Here is a 24,782-nt window from a genome sequence, read left to right as displayed (position 1 = left end):
GAGCTATAGGCTCTGGCGGAGTATGATGTTGGGCTCGTTTGATGGGTTACAGGATAGAAGCCATGACCAATATATTTAGCTTTTCTTTTTTCAAAACCAGCCTGCTTTGTGCAAGTCTGGCACTTGCTGGCTGCTCCACCTCGCCCACAGGCCGTGGCCAAGTGATTATGTTTTCTGACACAGAGATGACACAGCTCGGAACGCAATCATTTGAGGAAATGAAAAAACAAGAAAAGATCAGTCTAGATAAAAAGACTAACCAATACGTAGCCTGTGTCACCAATGCCATTACTAAACAATTGCCACCTCAAAATAGCTTTCAGCATTGGGAAGTAGTGGTGTTTGACAGCAAACAAGTGAACGCTTTTGCCCTGCCAGGTGGAAAGATTGGCGTCTATACTGGCTTACTAAAAGTTGCCGAAAATCAAGATCAACTAGCAACGGTGATCGGACATGAAATTGCTCATGTATTAGCTAACCACAGTAATGAACGCCTATCTCAAAGCCAAATCACTAACCTTGGCTTACAACTATCCAGCGCCGCTTTAAGTGGTAGCGAATATCATAGTATGGCAATGGCTGGGCTAGGCTTAGGCGCGCAAGTCGGCATTTTGTTACCTTATGGCCGTACACAAGAATCAGAGTCGGATATTTTAGGCTTAGAGTTAATGGCAAAAGCCGGTTTTAACCCGAATGAAAGTATTAAGTTATGGCAAAATATGGCTAAAGCTGCAGACGGCGCGCAACCACCAGAGTTACTTTCAACTCACCCATCTCATAGCACTCGAATTAAAGACCTACAAAATAAAATAAACAAATTGCCTAAATATCAAACAAATAAGCCAAACTGTAAGGCTTAGAGTTGAGGGTGGCAGCAGTTAATCATGACTTTTGCCACCCTCATCAAGATACATTTCCCACCCGAGAGCCAAAAAGCGATATAATCGGGCCCATTTCCTGCGATAAATGAAAGTGATGCTCAGTACCATGTTGGATTATTCGGAAAAAGATATACGTAACAGCTTCGGCGGCCCTACCTTTGATCGAGGGCTTAAAGTATTCACAGAAGGCATGGTACAAAAATGCAAATACAGCCCTGAGCTAGACAAGCTTATTGGTAGCCTAACAGGTAGCGATAAAGAAACTAGCTACAGCACCAATGTAGAAGTAAAAGCCAGTAACCAGCCCGGAAAATTGATCATCCGTAGCCAATGCTCTTGCCCTGTTGGTTGGAACTGTAAGCATGCGGTTGCACTATTACTCGCTTATCAAAAACAACTCGAGCCTGCCGATCCTTACCAATTATGGTTTAGCCAACTGCCTCAGCACTTACAACAAAGCCAAGCCAGCAGCCCAAATGCAACGGCAAAAGAAAAGGCAATTTATTGTTTATCAAACAATAAAGATGGAATGATTCAAGTAGAAGTTGGCGCAGCAAAAACCCTTAAAGATGGCAGTTTTGGCGCATTCAGTAGTAAACGATTAGAAGAGTTAGTGAATGATTACTCTTGGTCTGACTCTTGGTTAACAGACTTCGATAAAAACTTAGTGCGGCTGTTACTGCTCAAAGAAACGGATAAGTACAATCTAAAAAGCACGGTAATTATCACCGAAAATGACGAGTTAGCCTTAAAGCGCATGCTCAAGTCCGGGCGTTGTTTTTGGGAAAGCACAGCCTCGCCATTACTATTAGGCAACAGTGCCAAGCTGACTTTAAGCTGGAATAAACAAGATCAGCATCAACTCAGCATCGAGCTAGAGGGTATTGATGAGCAATGGCAGCTTCTACCTACGCCTAGCCCTTGGTATTTAATTCCTAGTTCGCTGGTGGCAGGCCCTATTGAAACAGAACTAGAAGGCAGTTTCTTACAGGCATTACAAGCATTACCACCATTAGGTGAGCAACAAGCAACCCACTTCACTCAAGAGCTGTTAATCAACTTTACTGAAGACGCGATCCCAGCACCGATTCAATTACCGAAAGTTGAAGTTGATGCTCCCCTCGTACCAATGTTAACGGTAAAGAAAGGCAGCTTAGAAAATGGCCAAGCCGCGCTTATTGCTGAATTCTGGTTCGCCTATGGCGAAGTTCGTCTTTGCCCAAATGTGATCCACCTTGAGCGCCAAACACGCTTTACCATTCATGGCAACAGTTATCACATTAAACGGGAACTAGAGCAAGAACAGCAAGCTTGGCAACAATATCAACGTTTACAATTAAAACCCGCTAATGAACACCTGCTGCAAGGTCGTTTAGACAAGCAAGTACTACAAGGTTTTCTATACAGTAACAGCAAAATTAGCCAAGAAGAACTTTGGCTAGGTTTTAATCTGTTACATGGTGAGCGCCTTAAACAGCAAGGCTGGCAGGTTGAGTTTGATAAAAGTATCGACTTAACCGCACAGCAAGTTCAAGGCATGAACATTGAAATAGAAGAAAATAGTCAATGGTTTGATGTCGGCTTAACCATCGAAGTAGAAGGCCGTAGTTTACCTTTACTACCAATGTTACTGGAGTGGATCCAACGCCATACTGATTGGAAGTCGCAAAAAGGCGATCTAATTTTACCGCAAAAAAATGGCGCCATGCTGACCATTAAGCGTAGCTCTATTGAGCCAATTCTGGCTATTTTGGAAGAGCTCACCAATCAAGATAACTTAACCTTACGCTTACCTAACACCCACGCAGGGCTATTAGCACAACTACCAGATATTAATAATTGGGTAGGCGGTGAACATGTGAAAAAACTGGCGCAAAAGCTCGCTAATTTTTCCGGTATTCAAGCTATCCCACCTTCACCTAATTTAAAAGCTGAGCTTCGTAGCTACCAACAGGACGGCCTAAACTGGCTTAACTTCTTATTTGATTACGGCTTTGGCGGTATCCTAGCGGATGACATGGGTCTAGGTAAAACAGTGCAAGCACTAGCCTATCTGCAGCACCGCAAAGACATAGGTAAACTCACTAAACCAGCTTTAGTTATTTGTCCTACCAGCTTAGTGGGTAACTGGGAAGCAGAAGCGAAAAAATTTACGCCGGATCTAACCACACTAAAACTGCACGGGCCAGAGCGTAAACAACTATTTAGCGAAATAAACAATCACGACATCATCATCTCCACTTATCCACTAATGGTACGAGACAGTGAAGAGTTAGACCAATTTGAGTTCAGTGAATTGATCTTAGATGAAGCGCAAGTGATCAAAAACCCAACCGCAAAAATGACACAAACGGTGAAAAAACTTAATTCAGATCACCGTTTATGTTTAACCGGTACACCGATGGAGAATCACCTTGGTGAACTATGGTCTATATATGATTTCCTGATGCCCGGGTTTTTAGGTGGCCTAAGCGCCTTTAATAAGCACTACCGTACGCCAATAGAAAAAGAAGGCGATTTCCAAACCAAACAATGGCTGAAACAAAAAGTATCGCCATTTCTCTTGCGTCGCACTAAAGATCAAGTAGCGAAAGAGCTACCACCGAAGACAGAAATCACCCATCTCATTGAAATGCCGCCAGAGCAACGTACTTTATACGAAAGTATTCGCGTTACCATGGAGTCTCGCGTGCAAGGCTTATTGGCGAGCAAGGGCATGGCACGCAGTCGTATTGAATTTTTAGATGCCCTGCTAAAAATGCGTCAGGCTTGTTGTGACCCGAAATTGGTTAAATTAGAAGAAGCACAAAAAATTAACCAATCAGCAAAATTAGACTTCTTAATGGATATAGTGCCAGAAATGCTTGAAGAAGGTCGCCGCATTTTGATTTTCTCGCAATTTGCACAAATGCTGGCGCTCATTGAAAATAAGTTTAAAGATGCCAACATTCCTTACGCTAAACTAACTGGACAAACGCAAAAACGTTCAGACGTAATAAACTCATTCCAAAATGGCGATGTACCGGTATTTCTAATCTCACTAAAAGCTGGCGGCGTTGGTTTAAACTTAACCGCAGCGGATACCGTTATTCATTACGATCCGTGGTGGAATCCAGCCGCAGAAAATCAAGCAACAGACCGAGCTTATCGTATCGGTCAAGACAAGCCGGTGTTTGTTTATAAACTAATTTGTGAAAAAACAGTTGAAGAGCGAGTGCTACAATTGCAACAACAGAAACAACAACTTGCAGATGCAGTATACGGAGATAAAGAGGCTGAACATCAAGTGCTGACCGATAGTGATCAGTTACTTAAGCTATTTGAATCGATGTAACCATCTAGCACATAGATAAGCGTATTGTTGCCAATACGCTTATCGGCTCAAACCTAATAAGGTGGAAAAATGGATTTCACGAAAATTAAAGGGGTTATTTTTGATTTAGATGGCACCCTAGTGGATTCGAAGCTCGACTTTGACTTACTCAGAGCTGAGCTTAACTTTCCTGAGCAGTCGCCACTCCTCGAACATCTCGCCACCTTAACCTGCCACCAGCAAATATCCCATGCCGAGCAATGTATTTATGATCATGAAATGGCCGGCGCCCATGCTGCTGAAGCGATCGAAGGCGTAGCAGAGCTACTGCTCACCTTGCGGCAATTAGGTATCCCCACCGCCGTGCTCACGCGTAATATGCACGATGCCAGCCTTTATGTACTGGAAAAATTCAAGCTGGACATTCCGCTTGTGTTAACACGGGAGGATTGTCGAGCTAAACCTGATCCAGAAGGCATATTGAAAATTGCCCAGCAATGGCAGCTTTCACCACAAGAAATTGTTTATATTGGTGATTTTTGGTTTGATATAGAAGTAGCTAAAAATGCCAACACTTGGTCGTGCTTGTATGATCCTGAGCTAGGTAAAGAATACCGCCATCATGCCGACTGGGTATATCAGCACGTTACAGAATTAACCCAAGCATTTCGTCAGTCGCATTTAGTGAATAGCTAAAAATACTGTTTAAGCTTAACGCAGTTAAATAAAGTATGTTTTACGGCAAAATTTCGTTTTCAGGGACGAAAACGCAAAGCTTATAAGGACATATTCACAGCGTTTTTGCAGGAAAATATACGATGTCCGCTTATCCAAGATTCGGGTTAGTTAGCGCCGTGCAGAACTAAGGCAGCAACTTACGCCACCAAACACTGGCTTTCAAGATGCTTTTCTGAAGTTGTTCGCCAGCAGCCGTCGGTTTAAATTGTAATGATTTTTTATTGTAAGCGAGGGCCTTTTTATATTCGCCTAACTCAAAATAAACTTCGCTCATATGATGATAAAGCGCGGCATCACTAGAGCTAGCAGATATTAACTGCTCGTAAAAACCGGCTGCTTGTTGCCAAAGCTTTTGCTGTTGGGCTATAAGCCCCATTTGCCAGATCACTTGCTCCCAACGTCGGGAACTATGGGCACATTCTTCAGCGCGTTTACCCCAAATAGCCACTTGTGCCAAATCTCCCATCGCAGCCCAATAATTAAGTGCGCTACGGCATGCCCAATAATCTTCAGGATTAACTTTAATCAGCTCTTTCAGCTTACTTGAGGCGAGTTCCATTTGCTCACCGCGCACCAGAAAATCAATTTCTATGGCACGAACGGCTGGAATACTATCATTAACCAATTTAGCAGCTTCAATCCAGTGAGATATCGCAGCAGCGACTTCTTCACTCATACTTTTTTCAGCTTTGCTTGCTGCCAGTAATACCGCCGCGGCACCCGCTTGACCATAGCAGCCATTAGGCATCACAATAAATTGATTCATTGCGCGATATAAGGTTTCAGGATCGCTGCGATAACCATCCAGTAAATCCAAACTAGCTTGAAAGTCTCTATTCAGAACTTGGGTCCAAGTCTGCGTCGTCGGCCAATCGGCATTTTGCGCAATGCGCTCTAATATTACAAAAGTGGAATCCATCCTAACGACGCTCCTAGTATGAATGTAGTCCTCGCTTCCTTAGCAAATAGCCAAGGATAACTTTCACTATACGCGCAAGTTTCACTGCGGCTAGAGTAAGTATAAGGAATAAATAATAAAGTCATGTTGGCTAGTTAAAATTTTTATTGCCAAATAAAGATGAGAGAGCATCTAAAAAGTTACCAGCGGGATTTTAGCTCAAACCAGCGCATATTCCAATTTGCAAGTACAACTATGTACCTTAACATTTAAGCGCTTTATTTAAGTACTTTGTGGCAGCGATGAAACTCAACCAAGACTAGTGCGACAGATCCCCCCTTAAGACTAGATGAATCTAAGAGAAAAGTAAGCTTAGTAGTACATACTGTTTATGTTTTAAAACGAAAAAAAGCCCTGTACGGGCTTCAAATAGGGTGTCAGCAATAACAATTATTTTTTCGCGTTTTGCGTTAAACCACGAGAGAATTCTTGGATTTTCTTATTGATATCGCGACGCTCTTTGGACAATTCCGCCCCTTTGATAATATGGTCATCAACACGGTCTTCATAATCCGCTTTCATATTTTCAACAATGGCAACAATTTCAGCTTGAGTCATATCACTGCGGATATAATCGAGAAGATTATCCAACAAATCAACACGCTTACGGTTATCGCGAACCTTGCTCTCATTATCAATAATTTCACGCTTTAACTTGTTTTTGCGACGTGCATTTTTTACCAATTCTAATACGTTACTCATTTTTTACCTCATCAAACTGAAAACGGCTAACCAACACCTAAGTACATTACGGGAAGATTTGCGCCAGCTATTAAACCACAGTTAGCCTAAACTCATATAGTGACCAAATCAATATTTAGCGGTTTCAATCTGGTTCATCTTCTTGACTCAAAGCTGCAGCTTAGGCATGTGGCTACAGAGCAGAAGCCTGAATATCCCACTTTCGTAAGCCTTATCCATATTCGACCATTTATTCGCTCAACCTCACATCCTATATAATATTAATCAAATGTCTTGGTTTTCCTATATAGCTATTAATTATACATCCACTAGACTCAATTCATCTAAGTGATGAGTTTAAACTTAACTGATTGCTGTGAGTTCAAGTACTACTTCCTTTTTAGCCGGCCTCCCAGTCGGCTTTTTTTGTGCCATTTTTAGCTTTAACATAAGCAAAATCAGCCCGATTTGTAGACTATCTAGTTGCAAAGCTGTAAAGCATGCAACTTCGCAAATCCAAAATTCGGCTTAACTAAATTTGCTTATTAACGGAAAATCCATTGTCGCCCGTTAGGCCAAATACGAGCAGCAAGCCAAAGGCTGCAACTATTTTTTTACCCAGCAACAAAAATCCTTAGTAACAGAGCAAGGCAGCATAAGCGAGGTAAAAAATAGGGAGAGCAGACAAACTGATGGCCCATTAGCTGGTGAGGCTCCCACTGAGTGCGTAACACGCCAACCAAAATCAACTTGCCTGCTCAAAATGATTAACTCAGATAATTAGTTTTTATCGAATTTAAAAATTAAGTTTCAGATTAAATGATAAAACAGACCAATCACACATAATAAAAAACGATAAAATCAATAATATGAATTAAAGAATCATATAAATCTATAAAAACATTCTAAAAACACTAATCAATTATTAAAAATCAACCATAAAATCTATCAAAACAAGTTATTAAGCATTTCCCTCTAAAGATATAAGGATATGATATATATGACAAAAACAATCAAAGCAACAAGCTATGCTTCGTGAGTAGATGACCTATTCTACTCATTATATTTGTTCGAAACTAGTTTTCTAGAAAGCTAGTTATATATAAAGGTGACTAATGTGAGTAAAGTATTATTCTCCTCGACCGAGGAAATAATCGATAAGATGAAACAAAACTGGTTTATTTCAGATGCCAGTGAAATAGCAGTGAAAATACATCGGCTACATCATTTTTATTTGGAAGAATTAAACTCAGTAATACAACCAAGCCAACTAACCGTCGCTGAATTTAACGTATTAATGTCCCTAAGACGCGAATCGGCACCGCAACAGCTAACGCCAAAAAATATTGCTAAATATCTTTTATTTAGTTCTGGGGGGTTAACTAAGATCATCAACAAACTCATTAGCAAAGGCTTAATTGTCGACGCCCCTAACCCACAAGATCAACGCTCCAAAACCCTTCTATTAACCCATGAGGGATGCTCACTGGTAGAGTCTTTATACTATGATTTGAACCAAGTGAGAGAACAAAACGTTAGCGTATTGTCTGTAGATGAAATGCTGGAGTTAAACAGACTACTAAGCAAAATAATCAAACAAAAATCAACCATATATTGATTTCAATCATGTCTGGCAAAATACTTAACTTAAAATGCTATTTAACTAGATGCTATTATGTCGTTTTGATTGAGGAATAGGCTGTGTTTTATACTCGTTTCAATACACCTCAGGGTGAGATGTTGGCCTTTAGTGAAGCAGACCAGCTCACAGGACTCTACTTTAGCAATCAAAAGAAACAACCCTACCTCCCCTCATACCAATTTATAACGTTAGATGCAGCTCCCCCACTATTTAAAGAAACAGACAGACAAGTTAATGCGTATTTTAATCTCGCCTTAAGACAATTCGATCTTCCTCTGCATGCCAAAGGAAGTGAATTTCAACAGCAAGTATGGCAGCAGCTGAAAAACATCCCCTACGGTGAAACGGTAACTTATAAATGGATGGCCGATCAGCTAAAAAAACCCAAGGCTGTTCGTGCTATCGCCCAGGCAATAGGCAAAAACCCTTTGATATTGTGTAACCCTTGCCATCGAGTTATTGCGGCATCTGGAAAATTGGCAGGATATTCTGCTGGTATTGAAAAAAAAGCCTTTTTATTGCACCTTGAATCATCAAACTAAAACAAAATAATACTTTCTTCGGTTTTGTATTATAATAATGGACTATTTGCTGCTATCTAGCAGCACTGCGCCAGTAATTAATAGCAAAAAAATAGCAACCTATCGCTTAAGTTGTGGTCTTAGATTTAATGTTTCGTTTTTAGTAAATTAAGAACATACTAAATTTAGCTATTTATGTCTCAATACACACCAATCTAAACAGGATAAAACAATGAAAGTGGTTGATTTTCTTAAACAAAAAAAAGAAATTCTGGCACAAAACCCGTTTGAACTAAAAGACTGGTTATCGCCCACTATTCGTGACTATTGGATCGAGTTTCTCAATAAAGCTCATAATAACCAATTAGCTAACTGGGCAAGAGAACATCAACTGATTTCTAACTCTAACAGCGTTGCGACAAAAGAAGTTGAATTGCACCCTAAGGCCGAAGCCGTGCTTGAAGATTTATCGCAACAACTGGGTGAGGAAATACACGTTGGGCCTTGGTTTGATATTACTCAGCAAACCATCGATGAATTTGCCAAGGTGACGCAAGATTACCAATGGATCCACACAGATCCCAGCCGTGCTGAAGAGCAGTCGCCTTTTAAATCCACAATCGCCCATGGCTTTTTAACACTCTCTCTACTACCTGTATTAACAGAAAGTGTCGACAGTGATAATCCTCGTTATCCTACGGCGAAAATGACAGTGAATTACGGCCTGAATCAGGTGCGTTTTCCTTACCCCGTAAAAGTGGGTAGCCGTATTCGCGCCCGAACACGCTTATGCAAGGTTAATCCCATTAAGCGTGGCTTAGAGCTAGTAAAAGAGATTTCAGTAGAGATAGAAGGATGTAGACGCCCTGCTTGTGTTACTGAGTCAGTGGTTAGACTCTACTTCTAAAACAATACAACAAGCCTGTTCATTGCCATTGAGCAGGCTTGCTCATCCTTTAGCCCTTATCACACCATTTTCTACGTAACCACGTATCAACAGCAATGGGTCCTGCTCCCCAAACCACATTGATTAAAATCATTAATCCCCATAGTTGATGGTCATAAAAGCCGCCATCCCACAGTACGGGATAAGACACCACAGCAATAATATTAAACACGAATAACACTGCCGCCATCGGCCTAGTTAACAAGCCTAAAACAAGAAATACTGGCAAGATCAGCTCAGCCGCCGTACCTAAATATGCCGCCCAGAGCCAAGGGATAATCGGCACCTGATATTCCGACTCAAACAAATATAACGTACTGTCCCAACTATTAAACTTCAGCAACCCCGAGCGAAAAAAGACCCAAGCTACCCACAAGCGAGTTGACAATAAAAGCAAAGGCACAAAATAAGCCAACATTGCAGACACTGCTTTATCATAAGTATCGATCAATTTATTCATATTCATTCTCCAGACAACTAAATCGGTTAAGTACCCCTTGAGCAATGTAGGTTTGAACATAATGGCTAGGATCAATTCCCAATTGCTCCGCTATATTTGCTAGGGTAAGCCCTTGGGTACACCCTAAAAGAAACTGATAATCAGCTTCGTCTAATGGCTGCAAGCTAACTGTAAAATCAGGCTGCTTTTGCAATAAAACGTAACTAGGCATGTTTAAGTTGATGGCTTCAAATTGGTCTTGCTGCGCCATTTGATAAAGGGGATAAATAGCTTCTGATGCCCCACATAAGGAGAATTGAGGTGCTAAGTGAAACCTTATAAATGAATATTGTGTGGCAGGGAGCGCCGATAAATCGGCAAATGGAAACGGCTCGAATACCATTTCAGCCGACGCGGTTTGCTCTATCACCCACTCTAATTGCGCAATGCTGGCAACGTAAGGCAATGACGCTGATTGCGGTAATTCCGCTAACCAAGAGGCAAATCCTTCACCATAATCGATAATGTTTCCTGATTGCGGCGGGTTAGACAACACCCATTGCCTCGCCACACTGGTAAAGAAGTCCTCACCAACAAGCTTATGTGTCACAGGAAAGCTAGCTTGTAATGCATCACAACAAGAGATGACAAAGTTATTGCGGTAAAGTTGAATCACTTGCTCTGCCGAAAATAGGCCACCCGAAACATGCTGTTCAATATCTGAGGCCTGATAACGCAACGCCGCCCCAAATTTAGTTTGGAGCTGACTGAGTATCATTGACTTATCCATAAGCAAGGGCCTTTTGTTGCTCTTCAAGCAGCACAGATAACGGCGGAATGTCAGTATCCCACTCAATTAATGTTGCCACTGCTGGATTTGCTTCAAGGTAGTTTTGGTACAAACCCCAAACCGGATCGCTGACGCGACTACCGTGAGTATCAATTAAGATCTCACCTTCAGATAAAACTTTACGGGTGAACCCAGCAAGATGAATTTCTTGCACCGCAGCGGTATTAATCTCTGCTAAATATTCACTGCAACGAAAGCCTAAATTCATCGAGCTAACATAAATATTATTTAAATCAAGCAATAAGCCACACCCTGTTTGATCGACAAGCCTATTCAACAATTCCCACTCGGGCATCACTGACTGATTAAATCGCAAATAAGACGATGGGTTTTCAATCAAGATCTGACGACCTAAAACGTGCTGAACTTGCTCAACACGAGTCGAGAAATGATTGAGTAGTTCCTGTGTATAAGGTAGGGGTAACAGATCATTAAAGAACTGTCCGTTAATGGATCCCCAACTCAGGTGTTCAGAAATCAGCACCGGTTGGCAGTGATCAACAAGATCTTTTAATTGTGCTAAATGTGAAGCACTTAAGGGATCCGCACTGCCTAAAGATAGGCCAATACCATGACAAGATATGGGGTATTGCTGCATCAATTGATCCAGGAAATAACGACTTTGACCATGTGGATTAAAATAGTTTTCACTGTGAACTTCTAGAAACGCAAGATCAGGCTTGCTTTCAAGGATCGATTTAAAGTGCGGATGGCGTAGGCCAATGCCTACCCCGCCCGTTAATTTGGCCAAAGACATTATTCTTTAGGCTCTAAGCTTCCACCCGCTAATTTTTCACACAGCCCTTTAGGAACAGCAATAAAAGCATCACCTTGGTTATCAACTTTTGACGTACCAGCACAAGAGCTAGACTTAGTTGCACAATCATTTTGTCCTGCTTTGGCAACGCCGTAGCATTTCTCTTTTTCTGCCGCCATTGCGGGTGAGCTAATCATGGTTGCGCCCAGTGCTAACACACCTGAAATTGCTGAAGCTAATGCGATATTAGATTTTTTCATTTTGATACCCTGTTAATAGAATTAAGTAAAAAATAGTAATGAGTAACAGTGCGCCATACTCTATTAACAGAACCGGATCAGGCTGATATATCTTTCAAAAAACATTGATAAAATCTCAACACTTTGTTTTATATGTAAAATATATTTATTTATGCCTTATTGTCACTTCCATAGAAAATAGGGCTCAAGCAGAAGGGTGGTATGGATATCAGTCAAACATATATTTAAATATTAAGACTAAATATAATGGTCAATATAACTAATCTCTGGCAAAGGAATCTAGATGACCACTATCCACCTTATTGTAGGTACAACGATGGGCGCTTCTGAATATATAGCTGATGCACTCATTCCTTATATAGAAGAAGCCGGTTTTGCACACCAAATCCATAACCCAGCCGACCTAACCTCGCTACCAATAGATCAAAAACAAATATGGTTAGTCGTCACCTCTACTCATGGCGCAGGCGATTATCCAGAATCAATACAAAACTTTGCGCATCAATTAATAGAACAAAAACCGCAATTAAGAGGCCTCCGTTACGGCGTCATTGCGCTAGGTGACTCAAGCTACGATACTTTTTGTGAAGCAGGCTTAAAAATGGATTCACAGTTACAAGAGCTTGGCGCAGTACAAACGGGAGCCCCCCTAAAGATCGATATTCAGGAATTCCCAATACCGGAAGATGCCGCTGAAGCATGGATCCCTAGTTGGTTAGAAAAAATCAATCCGTAGCTAGCGAATATGAGCAAAACCAAGCTAATTTTTCCGGCTTTGCTCATATTTTAATTCAGCTTGAAGCAACAAACAGCCAAGTAAGCAGCCTAATACCCTCCTCACAGCAGACAAAAATCATCAACAAGACGATCTTTTCCACATTATTTTATGTGTATAAGTATAGATCTAAGCTCTTATTAACCATTAGTTATCCTATATATAGTTTACAATCAATTACCATCTGTGGATAAACCATCAAGTTAAGCTCAGCATATACGGAGGCAGATCCCACCCTGTCCACATGAGATGATCAAGGTTAAGATCTTGATCTCATGATCATAAAGGGGGTTATCCACGGATCACGCGAGATCTAATATTAAGATCTAATAAGAAAGATCTTTAAAGATCTATATATATTTATTTAGATCCAAAGGGATTTTTTTAATGATCATTTGATCCTTCTCCCCAGCGCGATTAAGGGTTAGAATGCGCGGCTGTTTTTTAGATCTATGCTGTTTTGAGGATATATGAATTACCACGAGTATTTTGATGTGATCGTTGTTGGTGGTGGCCATGCTGGTACAGAAGCCGCTGCTGCTGCTGCTCGAATGGGACAAAACACGTTATTGTTAACTCATAACGTTGATACCCTTGGCCAAATGTCATGTAATCCAGCAATTGGCGGCATTGGCAAAGGGCATTTGGTAAAAGAGATCGATGCACTAGGTGGGATCATGGCGCAAGCCACGGATCTTGCAGGCATTCAATTTCGAACCCTTAATTCAAGCAAAGGCCCAGCCGTTCGTGCCACACGAGCACAAGCAGACCGAGCGCTGTACAAAGCCGCTGTCCGTAGCAAACTAGAAAACCAAGAAAATTTAAAAATCTTCCAGCAAGCTTGTGATGATTTGATTGTTGAAAACGATCGTGTTGTTGGTGTAGTAACCCAAATGGGTCTGAAGATCCGAGCTAAGTCTGTGGTATTAACCGTAGGTACTTTTCTAAATGGCCTAATCCACATTGGTATGGTTAATCACAGTGGTGGCCGAGCTGGCGATCCACCATCGATCTCATTGGCTCATCGTTTACGTGAATTACCACTGCGCATAGATCGCTTAAAAACAGGTACACCACCCCGTATTGATGCTAGAACTGTTGATTTCTCTGAGTTACAAGTGCAAGCGGGTGATAATCCAACACCGGTATTTTCATTTTTAGGATCTCGTCGTGATCACCCGACTCAGATCCCGTGTTTTATTACTCATACCAATGATCGTACTCATGAAGTGATCCGCAACAATTTAGATCGCAGCCCCATGTATTCAGGTGTGATTGAGGGGATCGGGCCAAGGTACTGCCCTTCAATTGAAGACAAAGTGATGCGCTTTGCGGATAAATCATCCCATCAGATCTTTATTGAGCCGGAAGGACTAACCACTCATGAGTTGTATCCTAATGGCATATCAACAAGTCTACCGTTTGATGTTCAAGTTCAAATTGTTCGCTCAATGAAAGGTTTTGAAAACGCACATATCACACGCCCTGGATATGCTATTGAGTATGACTACTTCGATCCACGTGACTTAAAACAAACTTTTGAAAATAAGTTTATTCAAGGTTTATTCTTTGCGGGTCAAATCAACGGCACTACCGGTTATGAAGAAGCTGGTGCACAAGGTTTGATAGCTGGTATGAACGCAGCATTAAGCGCACAAGGCAAAGAGGGCTGGAGTCCAGAGCGGGATCAAGCTTACATTGGCGTACTGATTGACGATCTTTCAACCTTAGGTACCAAAGAACCTTATCGTATGTTTACTAGTCGCGCCGAGTATCGTTTGCTACTACGTGAAGATAACGCTGATATTCGTTTAACCGCCAAAGGTCGTGAACTTGGTTTAGTGGATGATGTTCGTTGGCAAGCATTTAATGAAAAATTGGAACTCATTGAGACAGAGCGACAACGCTTAAAAGCAACTTGGGCGCATATGGGCTCACCTTATCTTGACCAATTGAATACTAAGTTAAAAAATCCATTAACCCGTGAGCACTCACTAGAAGAGTTATTGCGTCGTCCCGAGTTGACTTACGATTCTTTAATGGAAATTGAAGCATTAGGGCCTAAACTTGAGCACGCACAAGCCGCCGAGCAAGTTGAAATACAAATTAAATACCAAGGCTATATCGAGCGCCAGCAAGAAGAAATTAATCGTCAAAAACGTAACGAGCATACCGCTCTGCCAACTGACTTTGATTATTCAACTATTTCAGGCTTGTCTAATGAAGTGAAAGCTAAGTTAGCAGATGCACGTCCAGAAACAGTCGGTAAGGCCTCTCGTATTTCTGGTATTACCCCTGCTGCAGTTTCTATTTTATTAATTCATTTAAAAAAATTAGGCTTATTACGTAAAGCTGGTTAAGGGTTTACTCGTGCTAGAACAAAAACTGGACAATTTGATAAAAAAGACTGATTTATCGGTGTCCGATCAACAAAAATCACAGCTGATTGCCTTGGTCAACTTGCTGCATAAGTGGAACAAGGCGTACAATCTGACTTCAGTGCGTAACCCTGAAGACATGTTAGTAAAACATATTCTTGATAGCATCGTGGTTAGCCCTTATTTACAAGGACAACGCTTTATCGATGTTGGTACCGGACCTGGTTTACCAGGCCTACCTTTAGCCATTATGAATCCCGATAAAGAATTTGTTTTACTTGATAGCTTAGGTAAACGAATTCGCTTTATTCGCCAAGTGCTGTTAGAACTAGGCATTAAAAATGTCACGCCAGTACAAAGCCGTGTCGAGGAGTTTCATGATGAGGCAGGATTTGATGGGGTTTTAAGTCGTGCGTTTGCATCCTTACACGACATGTTGAAATGGTGTCCTCATCTACCTGCGAAACAGGGCGTTTTTATCGCCTTAAAGGGGCTATTACCTGATGAGGAAATAGCAAACTTACCAGATGGTTTTGAATTAGTGGCTACGCACAAGTTAACCGTTCCAGAGTTAGAAGGCCAACGCCATCTGGTTTTGATTAAAAAAGTGTAACGCCTGCTCCGGCAAGCTGTTCTATAGGGAACATCGTGGGAAAAATAATAGCGATTGCCAACCAAAAAGGCGGTGTTGGAAAAACCACCACTTGTGTCAACCTCGCCGCTTCACTAGCCGCTACTAAGCGCAAAATACTGGTTATAGATCTCGATCCTCAAGGTAACGCCACTATGGGTAGTGGTGTTGATAAGTACAATGTGGGGGCGACAGCTTACGATGTATTAATTGATGAAAAACCGATTTCTGAGGCGGTAGTGAAGGAAACTTCTGGCGGTTATCACCTCATTGCTGCCAATGGTGATGTTACCGCTGCCGAAATAAGGCTGATGGATTGCTTTGCCAGAGAGACTCGTTTGCGCTCTATGCTTGAAGCCGAAGCGAATAATTACGATTATGTGTTTATCGATTGTCCACCTTCATTGAATATGTTGACGGTCAATGCTTTATCTGCGGCTAACTCAGTATTAGTACCGATGCAGTGTGAATATTATGCGTTAGAAGGCTTAACGGCATTAGTTGATACCATTAGCAAGCTGGCTGCCGTCATTAATAGCGATTTAAAAATCGAAGGTATCTTGCGCACTATGTACGATCCTCGTAACCGCTTATCGTCAGACGTATCGGATCAACTGAAACTTCATTTTGGTGAAAAAGTGTACCGCACTGTGATCCCACGTAATGTCCGTCTAGCTGAAGCCCCTAGTTTTGGTGCGCCGGCAATGTATTACGATAAAGGTTCAAATGGTGCTAAAGCATATTTAGCATTAGCGGGTGAGATATTACGCCGCGAAGAACAACAACAAACTCAACTCGTTCATGCTTAGAGGCTGGTTATGACACTTCCTAAAAAACGCGGCTTAGGTAAAGGTTTAGATGCTTTACTAGGAACCAGTACAGCTGCTCGTCATGCTCAAGTTCAAGCTGATATTAGTCGAGATAATGCACAGCAGCGAGCCAATGAAACACAAGGCCGTTTATGCGATTTACCGGTGGCTGCGCTTCATTCGGGTAAATATCAGCCACGTAAAGACATGTCACCCGATGCCCTTGAAGAGCTTGCTAACTCGATTCGAGTGCAAGGGGTTATTCAGCCAATCATTGTTCGTGAAATGGGTGATGAGCAATATGAAATCATTGCCGGTGAACGTCGCTGGCGTGCAGCTAAACAAGTGGGTCTTACATCTGTGCCTTGTGTGGTGAAAGATGCTAGCGATGAAGCTGCTGTCGCAATTGCGTTGATCGAAAATATTCAGCGTGAAGATTTAAATGCCATGGAAGAAGCGGTGGCATTACAGCGTTTGATGCAAGAGTTTGAATTGACCCATCAAGAAGTGGCGACGGCGGTTGGTAAGTCACGTACCACTGTAACAAATTTACTTAGACTTAACAGTTTGAATGATGATGTTAAAATCTTGTTAGAGCATGGTGACTTAGATATGGGGCATGCGCGAGCGCTTTTAGGTTTGACTGGTGAACTACAATCGGAAATAGCACAGCAAGTTGTTGCTAAGGGGTTGACGGTTCGTGAAACGGAAAAATTAATTAAGCAACAACAAGCTCCAGTTTCGGAAAAACCGAAAAAAGAAGCGGATCCAGCCCTTATTTCTATCGAATCTAAGGTTTCGGCCTTTTTAGGTTCGCAAGTATCTATAAAACAAGGAAAAAAAGGCTCTGGCAAGTTAGTTATTGATTATCAATCTGTGACTGAGTTGGACGATATTTTAGGTAAATTTATGCCAGAAAACGGCTGAAAGTCGTGTAAAACGGGGCTTTTGCAAAGCAATTAGCTTTTTGTGAAGTCCCGCGTATCTCAAATTCCCGCAAAACCCCTGTAATCAATGCTTTCCCGAGTTGCATTCAATCACTTTCCAAGTATAATTTGTGGCGTTTTTTGTACAGTTGAATGATTGTATTATCCAAGTGTTAATAATTCATTCACAAACATTAAACTAAGCTGGGAGAACTGAGTGTCTGGGAAGTTAGTGGATCAAAGCCGTCAGGCTGCACTGAAACATGTTGGCTTTCAGGCATTATTGGTGTTAGCGGTAACACTTATCTGTGGATTGGCATCAGGACTGCATGCAGGTTTATCTGCATTAGTCGGCGGTGCTATTTACATTGTTCCGAACCTAGTTTTTGTTTGGCTCGCTTTTGCTTATGCAGGTGCAAGACAATCAAAAAGTGTGGTCATGAGCTTGTACCTCGGAGAGGTGGTGAAGTTAATACTAACTATTGTGATGCTGGCCATCGCATTAGCATGGATGGAGTTAGATATTTTTTCGCTTTATTTGGCTTTTGCTGTGGCGTTGGTTGCGCAATGGAGTATTCCTTTCTTTTTTAACCATAACAGCGGGATGAAAAATGGCTGCTCAAGGTGAAGCATTAACAGCTTCCGGTTATATCCAACACCATCTGACCAATTTGGCAGTGGGTGAAGGGTTCTGGACTTGGCACATTGACTCACTCCTGTTTTCAGTAGGCTTAGGTGCTCTGTTCTTGTGGGTTTTCTACAAGGTTGGGCAAAAAGCAACGGTTGGTGTCCCTGGTAAACTTCAATGTTTTATTGAAATGCTAGTGGAGTTTGTAGACGGTGTGGTGAAAGAATCATTCCATGGTCGCAATCCGGTTATCGCACCACTAGGTTTAACCATATTCGTCTGGGTTTTCCTGATGAATACAATGGACTTAATACCGGTTGACTTTATACCTCATGCCGCCGCACAGATGGGTGTTCCTTACCTAAAAATTGTACCGACAACTGACTTGAACATTACACTAGGTTTATCCCTAAGTGTGTTCTTCTTGATTGTTTACTACAGCATTAAGGTTAAGGGAATAAAAGGGTTTACGAAAGAATTAACCCTACAACCTTTCAATCACTGGGCGCTTATTCCAATTAACTTTGTATTGGAATCAGTCACCTTGATTGCGAAGCCTATATCGTTAGCGCTTCGTTTGTTCGGTAACCTGTACGCAGGTGAGTTGATCTTTATTCTGATTGCATTACTACCATGGTGGAGCCAATTCGTACTTTCTGTACCTTGGGCTATTTTCCATATTTTAGTAATTGTACTACAGGCCTTTATTTTCATGATGCTGACGATTGTATATCTCAGTATGGCTCATGAAGATCACTAAATTTTTTAATTAATTTTTTTACAAAAAAGTTTTATTCAAACGGAGAGAAAAATGGAAACTGTAATCGGCTTTACTGCTATCGCTGTTGCAATCATGATCGGTCTGGCTGCACTAGGTACTGCAATCGGCTTCGCAATCTTAGGTGGTAAGTTCCTAGAAGCTTCTGCTCGTCAACCTGAGCTAGCGCCTGCACTACAAACTAAAATGTTCATCGTTGCTGGTCTACTTGATGCGATCTCTATGATTGCTGTGGGTGTTGCACTGTTCTTCGTATTTGCAAACCCATTCCTAAGTCAACTTGGCTAATATTAGTTTCCTTAATTAAGGAGGTGTGTCGTTATGAGTATTAACGCTACCCTACTAGGCCAAGCGATCTCATTCGCATTATTTGTATGGTTCTGCATGAAGTTCGTGTGGCCACCACTGATGAATGCGATTGAAGAGCGTCAGAAGAAAATTGCTGATGGTCTAGCCGACGCAAGTCGTGCAGAAAAAGATCTTGTACTAGCGCAAGCTAAAGCTGGCGAACAGCTTAAAGAAGCGAAAGCACAAGCAGCAGATATAATTGATGCAGCGAGCAAGCGTAGAAACCAAATTATCGATGAAGCTAAAAATGAAGCGGAAGCTGAGCGCGCCAAGATTATCGCGCAAGGCCAAGCTGAAATTGAAGCTGAACGTCACCGTGTAAAAGAAGAGCTTCGCAAACAACTTGCGGTTCTAGCTATTGCGGGTGCTGAGAAAATCATCGAGCGTTCTGTTGATGCTAAGGCAAGTGCTGACATCATTGACAAACTTGTAGCTGAACTTTAAGGGAGCGGGGCTTATGTCTGAATTGACTACAATCGCTCGCCCCTATGCTAAAGCAGCTTTCGATTTTGCCGTTGAAAAAGGTAACACCGAAACTTGGGCTGAGATGCTGTTTTTTGCTGCACAAGTAGCAGAAAACGAAAGCGTAGCTCAGCTGCTAAAAGGTGATAGAGCCGGCGCAGAGTTGACTGAGATGTTTTTAACAATCTGTGAAGGTCAACTCGATGAGAACGGTCAGAACCTAATTAAGGTGATGGCTGAAAATGGACGCTTGAGCGTTTTACCTTTGGTAAGTGAGCTTTACCTTGGCCTAGTGGCTGAGTTTAAGCAAGAAGTTGAAGCTGTTGTAGTTTCGGCGACTGAACTAACCAAGGGCCAAGAGGCTGATATTATTGCTTCTTTGGAAAAACGTCTCGCACGCAAAGTGAAGCTGAATTGTAGTGTCGATAAGTCGCTTATTGCGGGTTTAGTAATCACCGCAGGTGATTTAGTTATTGATGGTTCTGTTCGCGGTAAAATTGACCGCCTAGCAGACTCACTGCAATCCTAACGGGGAATGAGCATGCAACTGAATTCCACAGAAATCAGTGATCTGATCAAACAACGAATTGAAAACTTCAACGTTGTGAGTGAAGCTCGAAATGAAGGTACTATCGTATCTGTAAGTGACGGTATCCTTCGTATAAATGGTCTTGCTGACTGTATGCAAGGTGAAATGATCGAATTACCTAACGGTAACTATGCAATTGCATTAAACCTTGAGCGTGACTCAGTTGGTGCGGTTGTAATGGGTCCTTACCAGGATCTAGCCGAAGGTCAAAAAGTTAAATCTACTGGTCGTATCCTTGAGGTTCCAGTAGGTAAAGGTCTATTAGGTCGTGTGGTTAACACCCTAGGTCAACCTATCGATGGTAAAGGTCCAATTGAAAATGACGGCTTTTCACCAATCGAAGTGATTGCACCGGGTGTAATCGAGCGTAAATCGGTAGACCAACCTGTTCAAACAGGTATGAAAGCAATCGATGCGATGATTCCAGTGGGTCGTGGTCAGCGTGAGCTGATTATCGGTGACCGTCAAACAGGTAAAACCGCTATCGCAATCGATGCGATCATTAACCAGAAAAATTCAGGTATTTACTCTATCTATGTTGCAATCGGCCAGAAAGCGTCGACTATTGCCAACGTGGTTCGTAAGCTTGAAGAGCACGGCGCGCTAGCTAACACTATCGTTGTTGTTGCCTCTGCTTCTGAAGCAGCTGCACTACAATACCTAGCGCCTTACTCTGGTTGTACCATGGGTGAGTACTTCCGTGACCGTGGTGAAGACGCGTTGATCGTATATGATGATCTATCTAAGCAAGCTGTTGCTTACCGTCAGATCTCACTATTGCTTAAGCGTCCACCAGGCCGTGAAGCATACCCAGGTGATGTATTCTACCTTCACTCTCGTCTACTTGAGCGTGCTGCTCGTGTTAACGAAAACTATGTAGAAAAATTCACTAACGGTGAAGTGAAAGGTAAAACCGGTTCTTTGACTGCGTTACCTATCATTGAAACTCAAGCGGGTGACGTATCTGCGTTCGTACCAACAAACGTAATCTCTATTACTGACGGCCAAATCTTCTTAACGACTGAACTGTTTAACAACGGTATTCGTCCAGCGGTAGATCCAGGTATCTCAGTATCTCGTGTAGGTGGTAGCGCTCAGACTAAGCTGGTTAAAAAGCTATCTGGTGGTATCCGTACCGCACTTGCACAGTACCGTGAACTAGCAGCCTTTGCTCAGTTTGCTTCTGACCTTGATGAAGCGACGCGTAAGCAGCTTGACCACGGTCAAAAAGTAACCGAGTTGATGAAGCAACACCAATACGCACCGATGTCAATTGTTGAACAAGGTCTGTCATTGTTTGCTGCTGAGAAAGGTTTCTTACGCGACGTTGAGCTAAGCAAAGTATTAGATTTCGAATCTGCATTACAAGCTTATGCGAAGAACGAGCACGGCGATTTCATTGCAGCTCTTAATGAATCAGGTGATTACAGCGGTGAGATTGAAGCTAAGCTAACAAGTATCTTAGAAAGCTTTAAATCAACTCAAACCTGGTAAAGCTGAACTGCATTAGCAGTCAGTATTTAATCATATAGGAGTTACAAAATGGCCGGCGCTAAAGAAATACGTAACAAGATCGCGAGTATTAAAAACACTCAAAAGATCACTGGCGCCATGGAGATGGTTGCAGCATCTAAGATGCGACGTGCGCAAGAGCGTATGTCAAGCAGCCGTCCCTATGCCGAAACAATGCGCAAAGTGATCGGTCACATCGCACTTGGTAAGCTGGAATATCAGCACCCTTACTTAGAAGAAAGGGAAGCTAAGCGCGTTGGCTACATTATCGTTTCTACTGATCGTGGCTTATGTGGTGGTTTAAACATTAACTTGTTTAAGCAGGCCCTTAAAGGCATGAAAGATTGGCAGGACAAAAATGCAGAAGTGGATATTGCTGTTATCGGTAATAAAGCAACTGCATTTTTTAATAGCCATGGCGGTAAGGTAGTAGCACAAGCAGGCGGTTTGGGCGATAGCCCATCAGTGAATGACCTGATTGGTTCGGTTCAAGTAATGTTGAATGCGTACAATGAAGGTAAGCTTGACCGTTTGTTTGTGGTGTATAACAAGTTTGTTAACACCATGGTGCAAAAGCCAACTATCGATCAGTTACTGCCTTTGCCAAAAGCTGAAGATGACGAAGAGTTAAGTAAGCACAGTTGGGATTACATCTACGAGCCAGCACCTAAGTCTATTTTAGACACGTTGCTGAATCGTTTTGTTGAATCTCAGGTTTATCAAGGTGTGGTTGAAAACCTAGCCTGTGAACAAGCGGCACGTATGGTGGCAATGAAAGCTGCAACCGACAACGCTGGTAACCTGATAGATGATCTACAACTAGTTGCGAACAAAGCTCGTCAAGCAGCCATTACTCAGGAACTATCTGAGATTTGTGGCGGCGCTGCAGCAGTTTAAGCAAGGTTTAATGAAGGTTTTAGAGGAATTGACATGAGTACTGGTAAAATCGTCCAGATTATCGGTGCAGTTGTGGACATCGAGTTTCCACAAGACAGCGTACCAAAAGTGTACGACGCACTGAAAGTCACAAGCGAAAGTCAAAACCAAGGCCTTGTGATGGAAGTTCAACAGCAAATTGGTGGCGGCGTTGTTCGTGCCATTGCGATGGGTTCTTCAGAGGGTCTACAACGTGGTCTAGAAGTGGTAAATACAGAAGCGCCTATCGCGGTTCCTGTAGGTACAGCCACCCTAGGTCGCATCATGAACGTATTAGGTGAGCCAATCGATGAAGCTGGTCCTATTGCGACAGATGAAAAATATGAAATTCACCGCGCTGCGCCTTCTTATGAAGACCAGTCAAGCAGCACTGAGCTACTCGAAGTAGGCATCAAGGTTATCGACCTAATTTGTCCATTCGCTAAAGGTGGTAAAGTTGGTCTGTTTGGTGGTGCTGGTGTTGGTAAGACCGTTAACATGATGGAACTTATCAACAACATCGCAAAAGAGCACTCGGGTCTTTCTGTATTTGCTGGTGTAGGTGAGCGTACTCGTGAGGGTAATGACTTCTACTACGAGATGGAAGAATCTGGCGTACTTGATAAAGTAGCCATGGTTTACGGCCAGATGAACGAGCCTCCAGGAAACCGTTTACGTGTAGCACTAACGGGCCTAACAATGGCTGAGAAGTTCCGTGACGAAGGTCGTGACGTACTACTTTTCGTAGATAACATCTACCGTTACACGCTAGCGGGTACGGAAGTATCAGCACTACTAGGTCGTATGCCATCTGCGGTAGGTTACCAGCCAACTCTTGCTGAAGAGATGGGTGTACTACAAGAGCGTATCACTTCGACTAAGACGGGCTCTATCACGTCTATTCAAGCGGTATATGTACCTGCGGATGACTTAACGGATCCATCTCCAGCAACAACGTTTGCTCACTTGGATGCAACAGTTGTATTGTCTCGTAACATCGCATCGCTAGGTCTATACCCAGCAATCGATCCACTAGACTCTACTTCTCGTCAGCTAGACCCGCTAGTAGTTGGTCAAGAGCACTATGACACAGCACGTGGTGTGCAAGGTATTCTTCAGCGCTATAAAGAGCTGAAAGACATCATTGCTATCCTAGGTATGGACGAGCTATCTGAAGAAGATAAGCTAATCGTAGCCCGTGCACGTAAAATCGAGAAGTTCCTAACGCAAGAGTACCATGTAGCAGAAGTATTCACTGGCAACCCTGGTTGTTACGTACCTCTGAAAGAAACGCTACGTGGCTTTAAAGGTCTATTAGCTGGGGACTACGATGATGTTCCTGAGCAAGCATTCCTTTACGCAAGTGACATCGATTCTGTGCTGGAAAAAGCTAAGAACCTGTAATTAGGCAGGAGAGTGTTATGAGTAATCAAATGACCACGCATTTAGACGTCGTAAGCGCTGAAAAGCAAATATTCAGCGGTCGAGTAGAGTCTATCCAGGTTTCAGGTGCGGAAGGTGAGCTAGGGATTTTACCTGGCCATACGCCTTTATTAACGCCTATTAAGCCTGGTATGGTGCGTCTGGTTAAACAACACGGTCACGAAGAAGTGTTTTACGTGTCCGGTGGTATCCTTGAGGTACAACCTGGCGGCGTAACCGTTCTGGCTGATACTGCTATCCGAGGCGAAGACTTGGATCAAGCAAAAGCAGAAGAAGCGAAACGTGCTGCAGAAGACAAGATCAAAACATCACATGGTGATGTTGATTTTGCTCGCGCATCAGCTGAGCTACAAAAAGCGATTGCTAAGCTTCGTGTTATCGAACTAACAAAACACGTTAGACGTTAATACTCTGCAAATGAATAAAAGGCGACCTCAGGGTCGCCTTTTTTATGTCTAAAAAGCGCAATCTTGAGCGTTAAGTAGTCATATAGTTCTATATTTATACGATTATGACGAAAGTGTGAAAAACTTCAAAAAAAGCCTTGCACCAGAATCGAATCTCCCTATAATGCGCAACCACTGAGACGGCACAGCGCAAGG

Annotated in this window: 26 protein-coding genes; 20 read left to right on the top strand and 6 right to left on the bottom strand. The window is 42.4% G+C overall.

The features are described from left to right. Positions 1 to 62 precede the first annotated feature (62 nt). From Q4519_RS09495 to Q4519_RS09485, 3 genes are all read left to right on the top strand, one after another. Positions 63 to 860, top strand: a complete 798-nt coding sequence (locus tag Q4519_RS09495; protein ID WP_232802125.1) for a M48 family metallopeptidase — start codon at positions 63 to 65, stop codon at positions 858 to 860. A 115-nt stretch (positions 861 to 975) separates the two neighbouring features. Further along, positions 976 to 4,215 carry an SNF2-related protein gene (locus Q4519_RS09490; RefSeq protein ID WP_232802126.1) on the top strand — a complete coding sequence of 1,080 codons (3,240 nt, stop codon included), beginning with the start codon at positions 976 to 978 and terminating at the stop codon, positions 4,213 to 4,215. A gap of 69 nt (positions 4,216 to 4,284) precedes the next feature. Further along, positions 4,285 to 4,890 carry an HAD family hydrolase gene (locus Q4519_RS09485; protein ID WP_303511800.1) on the top strand — a complete coding sequence of 202 codons (606 nt, stop codon included), beginning with the start codon at positions 4,285 to 4,287 and terminating at the stop codon, positions 4,888 to 4,890. A gap of 166 nt (positions 4,891 to 5,056) precedes the next feature. Here Q4519_RS09485 and Q4519_RS09480 read toward each other — a convergent pair whose 3' ends face one another. Together Q4519_RS09480 and Q4519_RS09475 are read right to left on the bottom strand one after the other, a co-directional pair. Next, positions 5,057 to 5,851 carry a lipopolysaccharide assembly protein LapB gene (locus tag Q4519_RS09480; protein WP_232802128.1) on the bottom strand — a complete coding sequence of 265 codons (795 nt, stop codon included), beginning with the start codon at positions 5,849 to 5,851 and terminating at the stop codon, positions 5,057 to 5,059. 429 nt (positions 5,852 to 6,280) lie between these two features. Further along, complete coding sequence (locus Q4519_RS09475) at positions 6,281 to 6,592, bottom strand: DUF496 family protein (RefSeq protein WP_232802129.1); 312 nt, start codon at positions 6,590 to 6,592, stop codon at positions 6,281 to 6,283. Between the two features lie 1,096 nt (positions 6,593 to 7,688). Here Q4519_RS09475 and Q4519_RS09470 point away from each other — a divergent pair. The 3 genes from Q4519_RS09470 (at position 7,689) to Q4519_RS09460 (ending at position 9,641) form a co-directional block, all read left to right on the top strand. Continuing rightward, on the top strand, positions 7,689 to 8,189 hold the full coding sequence (locus Q4519_RS09470) for a MarR family winged helix-turn-helix transcriptional regulator (protein ID WP_303511798.1): 501 nt from the start codon (positions 7,689 to 7,691) through the stop codon (positions 8,187 to 8,189). Between the two features lie 83 nt (positions 8,190 to 8,272). Next, positions 8,273 to 8,755 (top strand): methylated-DNA--[protein]-cysteine S-methyltransferase, encoded by a 483-nt coding sequence (locus tag Q4519_RS09465; protein WP_303511796.1) that lies wholly within the window; start codon positions 8,273 to 8,275, stop codon positions 8,753 to 8,755. Positions 8,756 to 8,966: 211 nt separating this feature from the next. After that, positions 8,967 to 9,641, top strand: a complete 675-nt coding sequence (locus Q4519_RS09460) for a MaoC family dehydratase (RefSeq protein WP_232802132.1) — start codon at positions 8,967 to 8,969, stop codon at positions 9,639 to 9,641. 49 nt (positions 9,642 to 9,690) lie between these two features. Here the strand turns inward: Q4519_RS09460 and Q4519_RS09455 are convergent, their stop codons facing one another. Genes Q4519_RS09455 through Q4519_RS09440 form a run of 4 tightly spaced genes read right to left on the bottom strand, consistent with a single transcriptional unit; the run spans position 9,691 to position 11,986 of the window. Further along, positions 9,691 to 10,140: a DoxX family protein gene (locus Q4519_RS09455; RefSeq protein ID WP_232802133.1), complete on the bottom strand. Its 450-nt coding sequence runs from the start codon at positions 10,138 to 10,140 to the stop codon at positions 9,691 to 9,693. Further along, complete coding sequence (locus Q4519_RS09450) at positions 10,133 to 10,909, bottom strand: DNA-binding domain-containing protein (protein ID WP_303511793.1); 777 nt, start codon at positions 10,907 to 10,909, stop codon at positions 10,133 to 10,135. The genes Q4519_RS09455 and Q4519_RS09450 overlap by 8 nt, the downstream gene beginning before the upstream one ends. Beyond that, positions 10,902 to 11,726: a DUF692 domain-containing protein gene (locus Q4519_RS09445; protein WP_303511792.1), complete on the bottom strand. Its 825-nt coding sequence runs from the start codon at positions 11,724 to 11,726 to the stop codon at positions 10,902 to 10,904. Before Q4519_RS09445 ends, Q4519_RS09450 begins: the two co-directional genes overlap by 8 nt. Then, positions 11,726 to 11,986 (bottom strand): DUF2282 domain-containing protein, encoded by a 261-nt coding sequence (locus Q4519_RS09440; protein ID WP_232802136.1) that lies wholly within the window; start codon positions 11,984 to 11,986, stop codon positions 11,726 to 11,728. Before Q4519_RS09440 ends, Q4519_RS09445 begins: the two co-directional genes overlap by 1 nt. A gap of 283 nt (positions 11,987 to 12,269) precedes the next feature. Between Q4519_RS09440 and mioC the strand changes: the two genes are divergently transcribed. From mioC to Q4519_RS09370, 14 genes are all read left to right on the top strand, one after another. Then, on the top strand, positions 12,270 to 12,722 hold the full coding sequence (gene mioC / locus Q4519_RS09435) for an FMN-binding protein MioC (RefSeq protein WP_303511790.1): 453 nt from the start codon (positions 12,270 to 12,272) through the stop codon (positions 12,720 to 12,722). Between the two features lie 509 nt (positions 12,723 to 13,231). Beyond that, positions 13,232 to 15,121, top strand: a complete 1,890-nt coding sequence (mnmG, locus tag Q4519_RS09430; RefSeq protein ID WP_303511788.1) for a tRNA uridine-5-carboxymethylaminomethyl(34) synthesis enzyme MnmG — start codon at positions 13,232 to 13,234, stop codon at positions 15,119 to 15,121. Positions 15,122 to 15,131: 10 nt separating this feature from the next. Then, positions 15,132 to 15,752 (top strand): 16S rRNA (guanine(527)-N(7))-methyltransferase RsmG, encoded by a 621-nt coding sequence (gene rsmG, locus Q4519_RS09425; RefSeq protein WP_232804142.1) that lies wholly within the window; start codon positions 15,132 to 15,134, stop codon positions 15,750 to 15,752. Between the two features lie 35 nt (positions 15,753 to 15,787). Further along, entirely contained in the window at positions 15,788 to 16,579 is a 792-nt protein-coding gene (locus Q4519_RS09420) for a ParA family protein (RefSeq protein WP_232804143.1), read from the top strand. A 9-nt stretch (positions 16,580 to 16,588) separates the two neighbouring features. Continuing rightward, positions 16,589 to 17,506 carry a ParB/RepB/Spo0J family partition protein gene (locus Q4519_RS09415; RefSeq protein ID WP_232804144.1) on the top strand — a complete coding sequence of 306 codons (918 nt, stop codon included), beginning with the start codon at positions 16,589 to 16,591 and terminating at the stop codon, positions 17,504 to 17,506. Positions 17,507 to 17,722: 216 nt separating this feature from the next. Continuing rightward, positions 17,723 to 18,133 carry an ATP synthase subunit I gene (locus Q4519_RS09410; RefSeq protein WP_232804145.1) on the top strand — a complete coding sequence of 137 codons (411 nt, stop codon included), beginning with the start codon at positions 17,723 to 17,725 and terminating at the stop codon, positions 18,131 to 18,133. Further along, the gene (gene atpB, locus Q4519_RS09405) at positions 18,117 to 18,893 is read left to right on the top strand and encodes a F0F1 ATP synthase subunit A (protein ID WP_232804146.1); all 777 of its coding nucleotides are present in this window, start codon (positions 18,117 to 18,119) and stop codon (positions 18,891 to 18,893) included. Before Q4519_RS09410 ends, atpB begins: the two co-directional genes overlap by 17 nt. A 51-nt stretch (positions 18,894 to 18,944) precedes the next feature. Beyond that, positions 18,945 to 19,199 carry a F0F1 ATP synthase subunit C gene (gene atpE / locus Q4519_RS09400; RefSeq protein ID WP_232804147.1) on the top strand — a complete coding sequence of 85 codons (255 nt, stop codon included), beginning with the start codon at positions 18,945 to 18,947 and terminating at the stop codon, positions 19,197 to 19,199. Positions 19,200 to 19,232: 33 nt separating this feature from the next. Further along, positions 19,233 to 19,703, top strand: a complete 471-nt coding sequence (gene atpF / locus Q4519_RS09395) for a F0F1 ATP synthase subunit B (protein WP_232804148.1) — start codon at positions 19,233 to 19,235, stop codon at positions 19,701 to 19,703. Positions 19,704 to 19,716: 13 nt separating this feature from the next. Continuing rightward, a complete protein-coding gene (gene atpH, locus Q4519_RS09390; protein WP_232804149.1) occupies positions 19,717 to 20,250 on the top strand; it encodes a F0F1 ATP synthase subunit delta in 534 nt (177 codons plus the stop codon). A gap of 12 nt (positions 20,251 to 20,262) precedes the next feature. After that, entirely contained in the window at positions 20,263 to 21,804 is a 1,542-nt protein-coding gene (atpA, locus tag Q4519_RS09385) for a F0F1 ATP synthase subunit alpha (RefSeq protein WP_232804150.1), read from the top strand. Positions 21,805 to 21,852: 48 nt separating this feature from the next. After that, positions 21,853 to 22,719, top strand: a complete 867-nt coding sequence (gene atpG / locus Q4519_RS09380) for a F0F1 ATP synthase subunit gamma (protein WP_232804151.1) — start codon at positions 21,853 to 21,855, stop codon at positions 22,717 to 22,719. 33 nt (positions 22,720 to 22,752) lie between these two features. Next, the gene (gene atpD / locus Q4519_RS09375) at positions 22,753 to 24,141 is read left to right on the top strand and encodes a F0F1 ATP synthase subunit beta (protein ID WP_232804152.1); all 1,389 of its coding nucleotides are present in this window, start codon (positions 22,753 to 22,755) and stop codon (positions 24,139 to 24,141) included. A gap of 17 nt (positions 24,142 to 24,158) precedes the next feature. After that, on the top strand, positions 24,159 to 24,587 hold the full coding sequence (locus Q4519_RS09370; protein WP_232804153.1) for a F0F1 ATP synthase subunit epsilon: 429 nt from the start codon (positions 24,159 to 24,161) through the stop codon (positions 24,585 to 24,587). Positions 24,588 to 24,782: the final 195 nt, after the last annotated feature.

The organism is Motilimonas sp. 1_MG-2023 (assembly GCF_030547455.1).
Classification (GTDB): Bacteria; Pseudomonadota; Gammaproteobacteria; order Enterobacterales; family CBDFNC01; genus Motilimonas.
The sequence above is the reverse complement of the archived record's forward strand: the minus strand, read 5'-3'. Positions and strand labels throughout refer to the sequence as shown.

Excerpts from the sequence above, each read along its gene's own strand:
- Q4519_RS09475 (WP_232802129.1), bottom strand. The coding sequence starts at position 6,592 with ATGAGTAACGTATTAGAATTGGTAAAAAATGCACGTCGCAAAAACAAG.
- atpD (WP_232804152.1), top strand. The coding sequence starts at position 22,753 with ATGAGTACTGGTAAAATCGTCCAGATTATCGGTGCAGTTGTGGACATC.
- Q4519_RS09495 (WP_232802125.1), top strand. The coding sequence starts at position 63 with ATGACCAATATATTTAGCTTTTCTTTTTTCAAAACCAGCCTGCTTTGT.
- Q4519_RS09485 (WP_303511800.1), top strand. The coding sequence starts at position 4,285 with ATGGATTTCACGAAAATTAAAGGGGTTATTTTTGATTTAGATGGCACC.
- Q4519_RS09445 (WP_303511792.1), bottom strand. The coding sequence starts at position 11,726 with ATGTCTTTGGCCAAATTAACGGGCGGGGTAGGCATTGGCCTACGCCAT.
- mnmG (WP_303511788.1), top strand. The coding sequence starts at position 13,232 with ATGAATTACCACGAGTATTTTGATGTGATCGTTGTTGGTGGTGGCCAT.
- Q4519_RS09370 (WP_232804153.1), top strand. The coding sequence starts at position 24,159 with ATGAGTAATCAAATGACCACGCATTTAGACGTCGTAAGCGCTGAAAAG.
- Q4519_RS09490 (WP_232802126.1), top strand. The coding sequence starts at position 976 with ATGCTCAGTACCATGTTGGATTATTCGGAAAAAGATATACGTAACAGC.
- mioC (WP_303511790.1), top strand. The coding sequence starts at position 12,270 with ATGACCACTATCCACCTTATTGTAGGTACAACGATGGGCGCTTCTGAA.
- atpB (WP_232804146.1), top strand. The coding sequence starts at position 18,117 with ATGGCTGCTCAAGGTGAAGCATTAACAGCTTCCGGTTATATCCAACAC.
- atpF (WP_232804148.1), top strand. The coding sequence starts at position 19,233 with ATGAGTATTAACGCTACCCTACTAGGCCAAGCGATCTCATTCGCATTA.
- atpE (WP_232804147.1), top strand. The coding sequence starts at position 18,945 with ATGGAAACTGTAATCGGCTTTACTGCTATCGCTGTTGCAATCATGATC.
- Q4519_RS09460 (WP_232802132.1), top strand. The coding sequence starts at position 8,967 with ATGAAAGTGGTTGATTTTCTTAAACAAAAAAAAGAAATTCTGGCACAA.
- atpG (WP_232804151.1), top strand. The coding sequence starts at position 21,853 with ATGGCCGGCGCTAAAGAAATACGTAACAAGATCGCGAGTATTAAAAAC.
- Q4519_RS09415 (WP_232804144.1), top strand. The coding sequence starts at position 16,589 with ATGACACTTCCTAAAAAACGCGGCTTAGGTAAAGGTTTAGATGCTTTA.
- Q4519_RS09455 (WP_232802133.1), bottom strand. The coding sequence starts at position 10,140 with ATGAATAAATTGATCGATACTTATGATAAAGCAGTGTCTGCAATGTTG.
- atpH (WP_232804149.1), top strand. The coding sequence starts at position 19,717 with ATGTCTGAATTGACTACAATCGCTCGCCCCTATGCTAAAGCAGCTTTC.
- Q4519_RS09480 (WP_232802128.1), bottom strand. The coding sequence starts at position 5,851 with ATGGATTCCACTTTTGTAATATTAGAGCGCATTGCGCAAAATGCCGAT.
- atpA (WP_232804150.1), top strand. The coding sequence starts at position 20,263 with ATGCAACTGAATTCCACAGAAATCAGTGATCTGATCAAACAACGAATT.
- Q4519_RS09450 (WP_303511793.1), bottom strand. The coding sequence starts at position 10,909 with ATGGATAAGTCAATGATACTCAGTCAGCTCCAAACTAAATTTGGGGCG.
- Q4519_RS09440 (WP_232802136.1), bottom strand. The coding sequence starts at position 11,986 with ATGAAAAAATCTAATATCGCATTAGCTTCAGCAATTTCAGGTGTGTTA.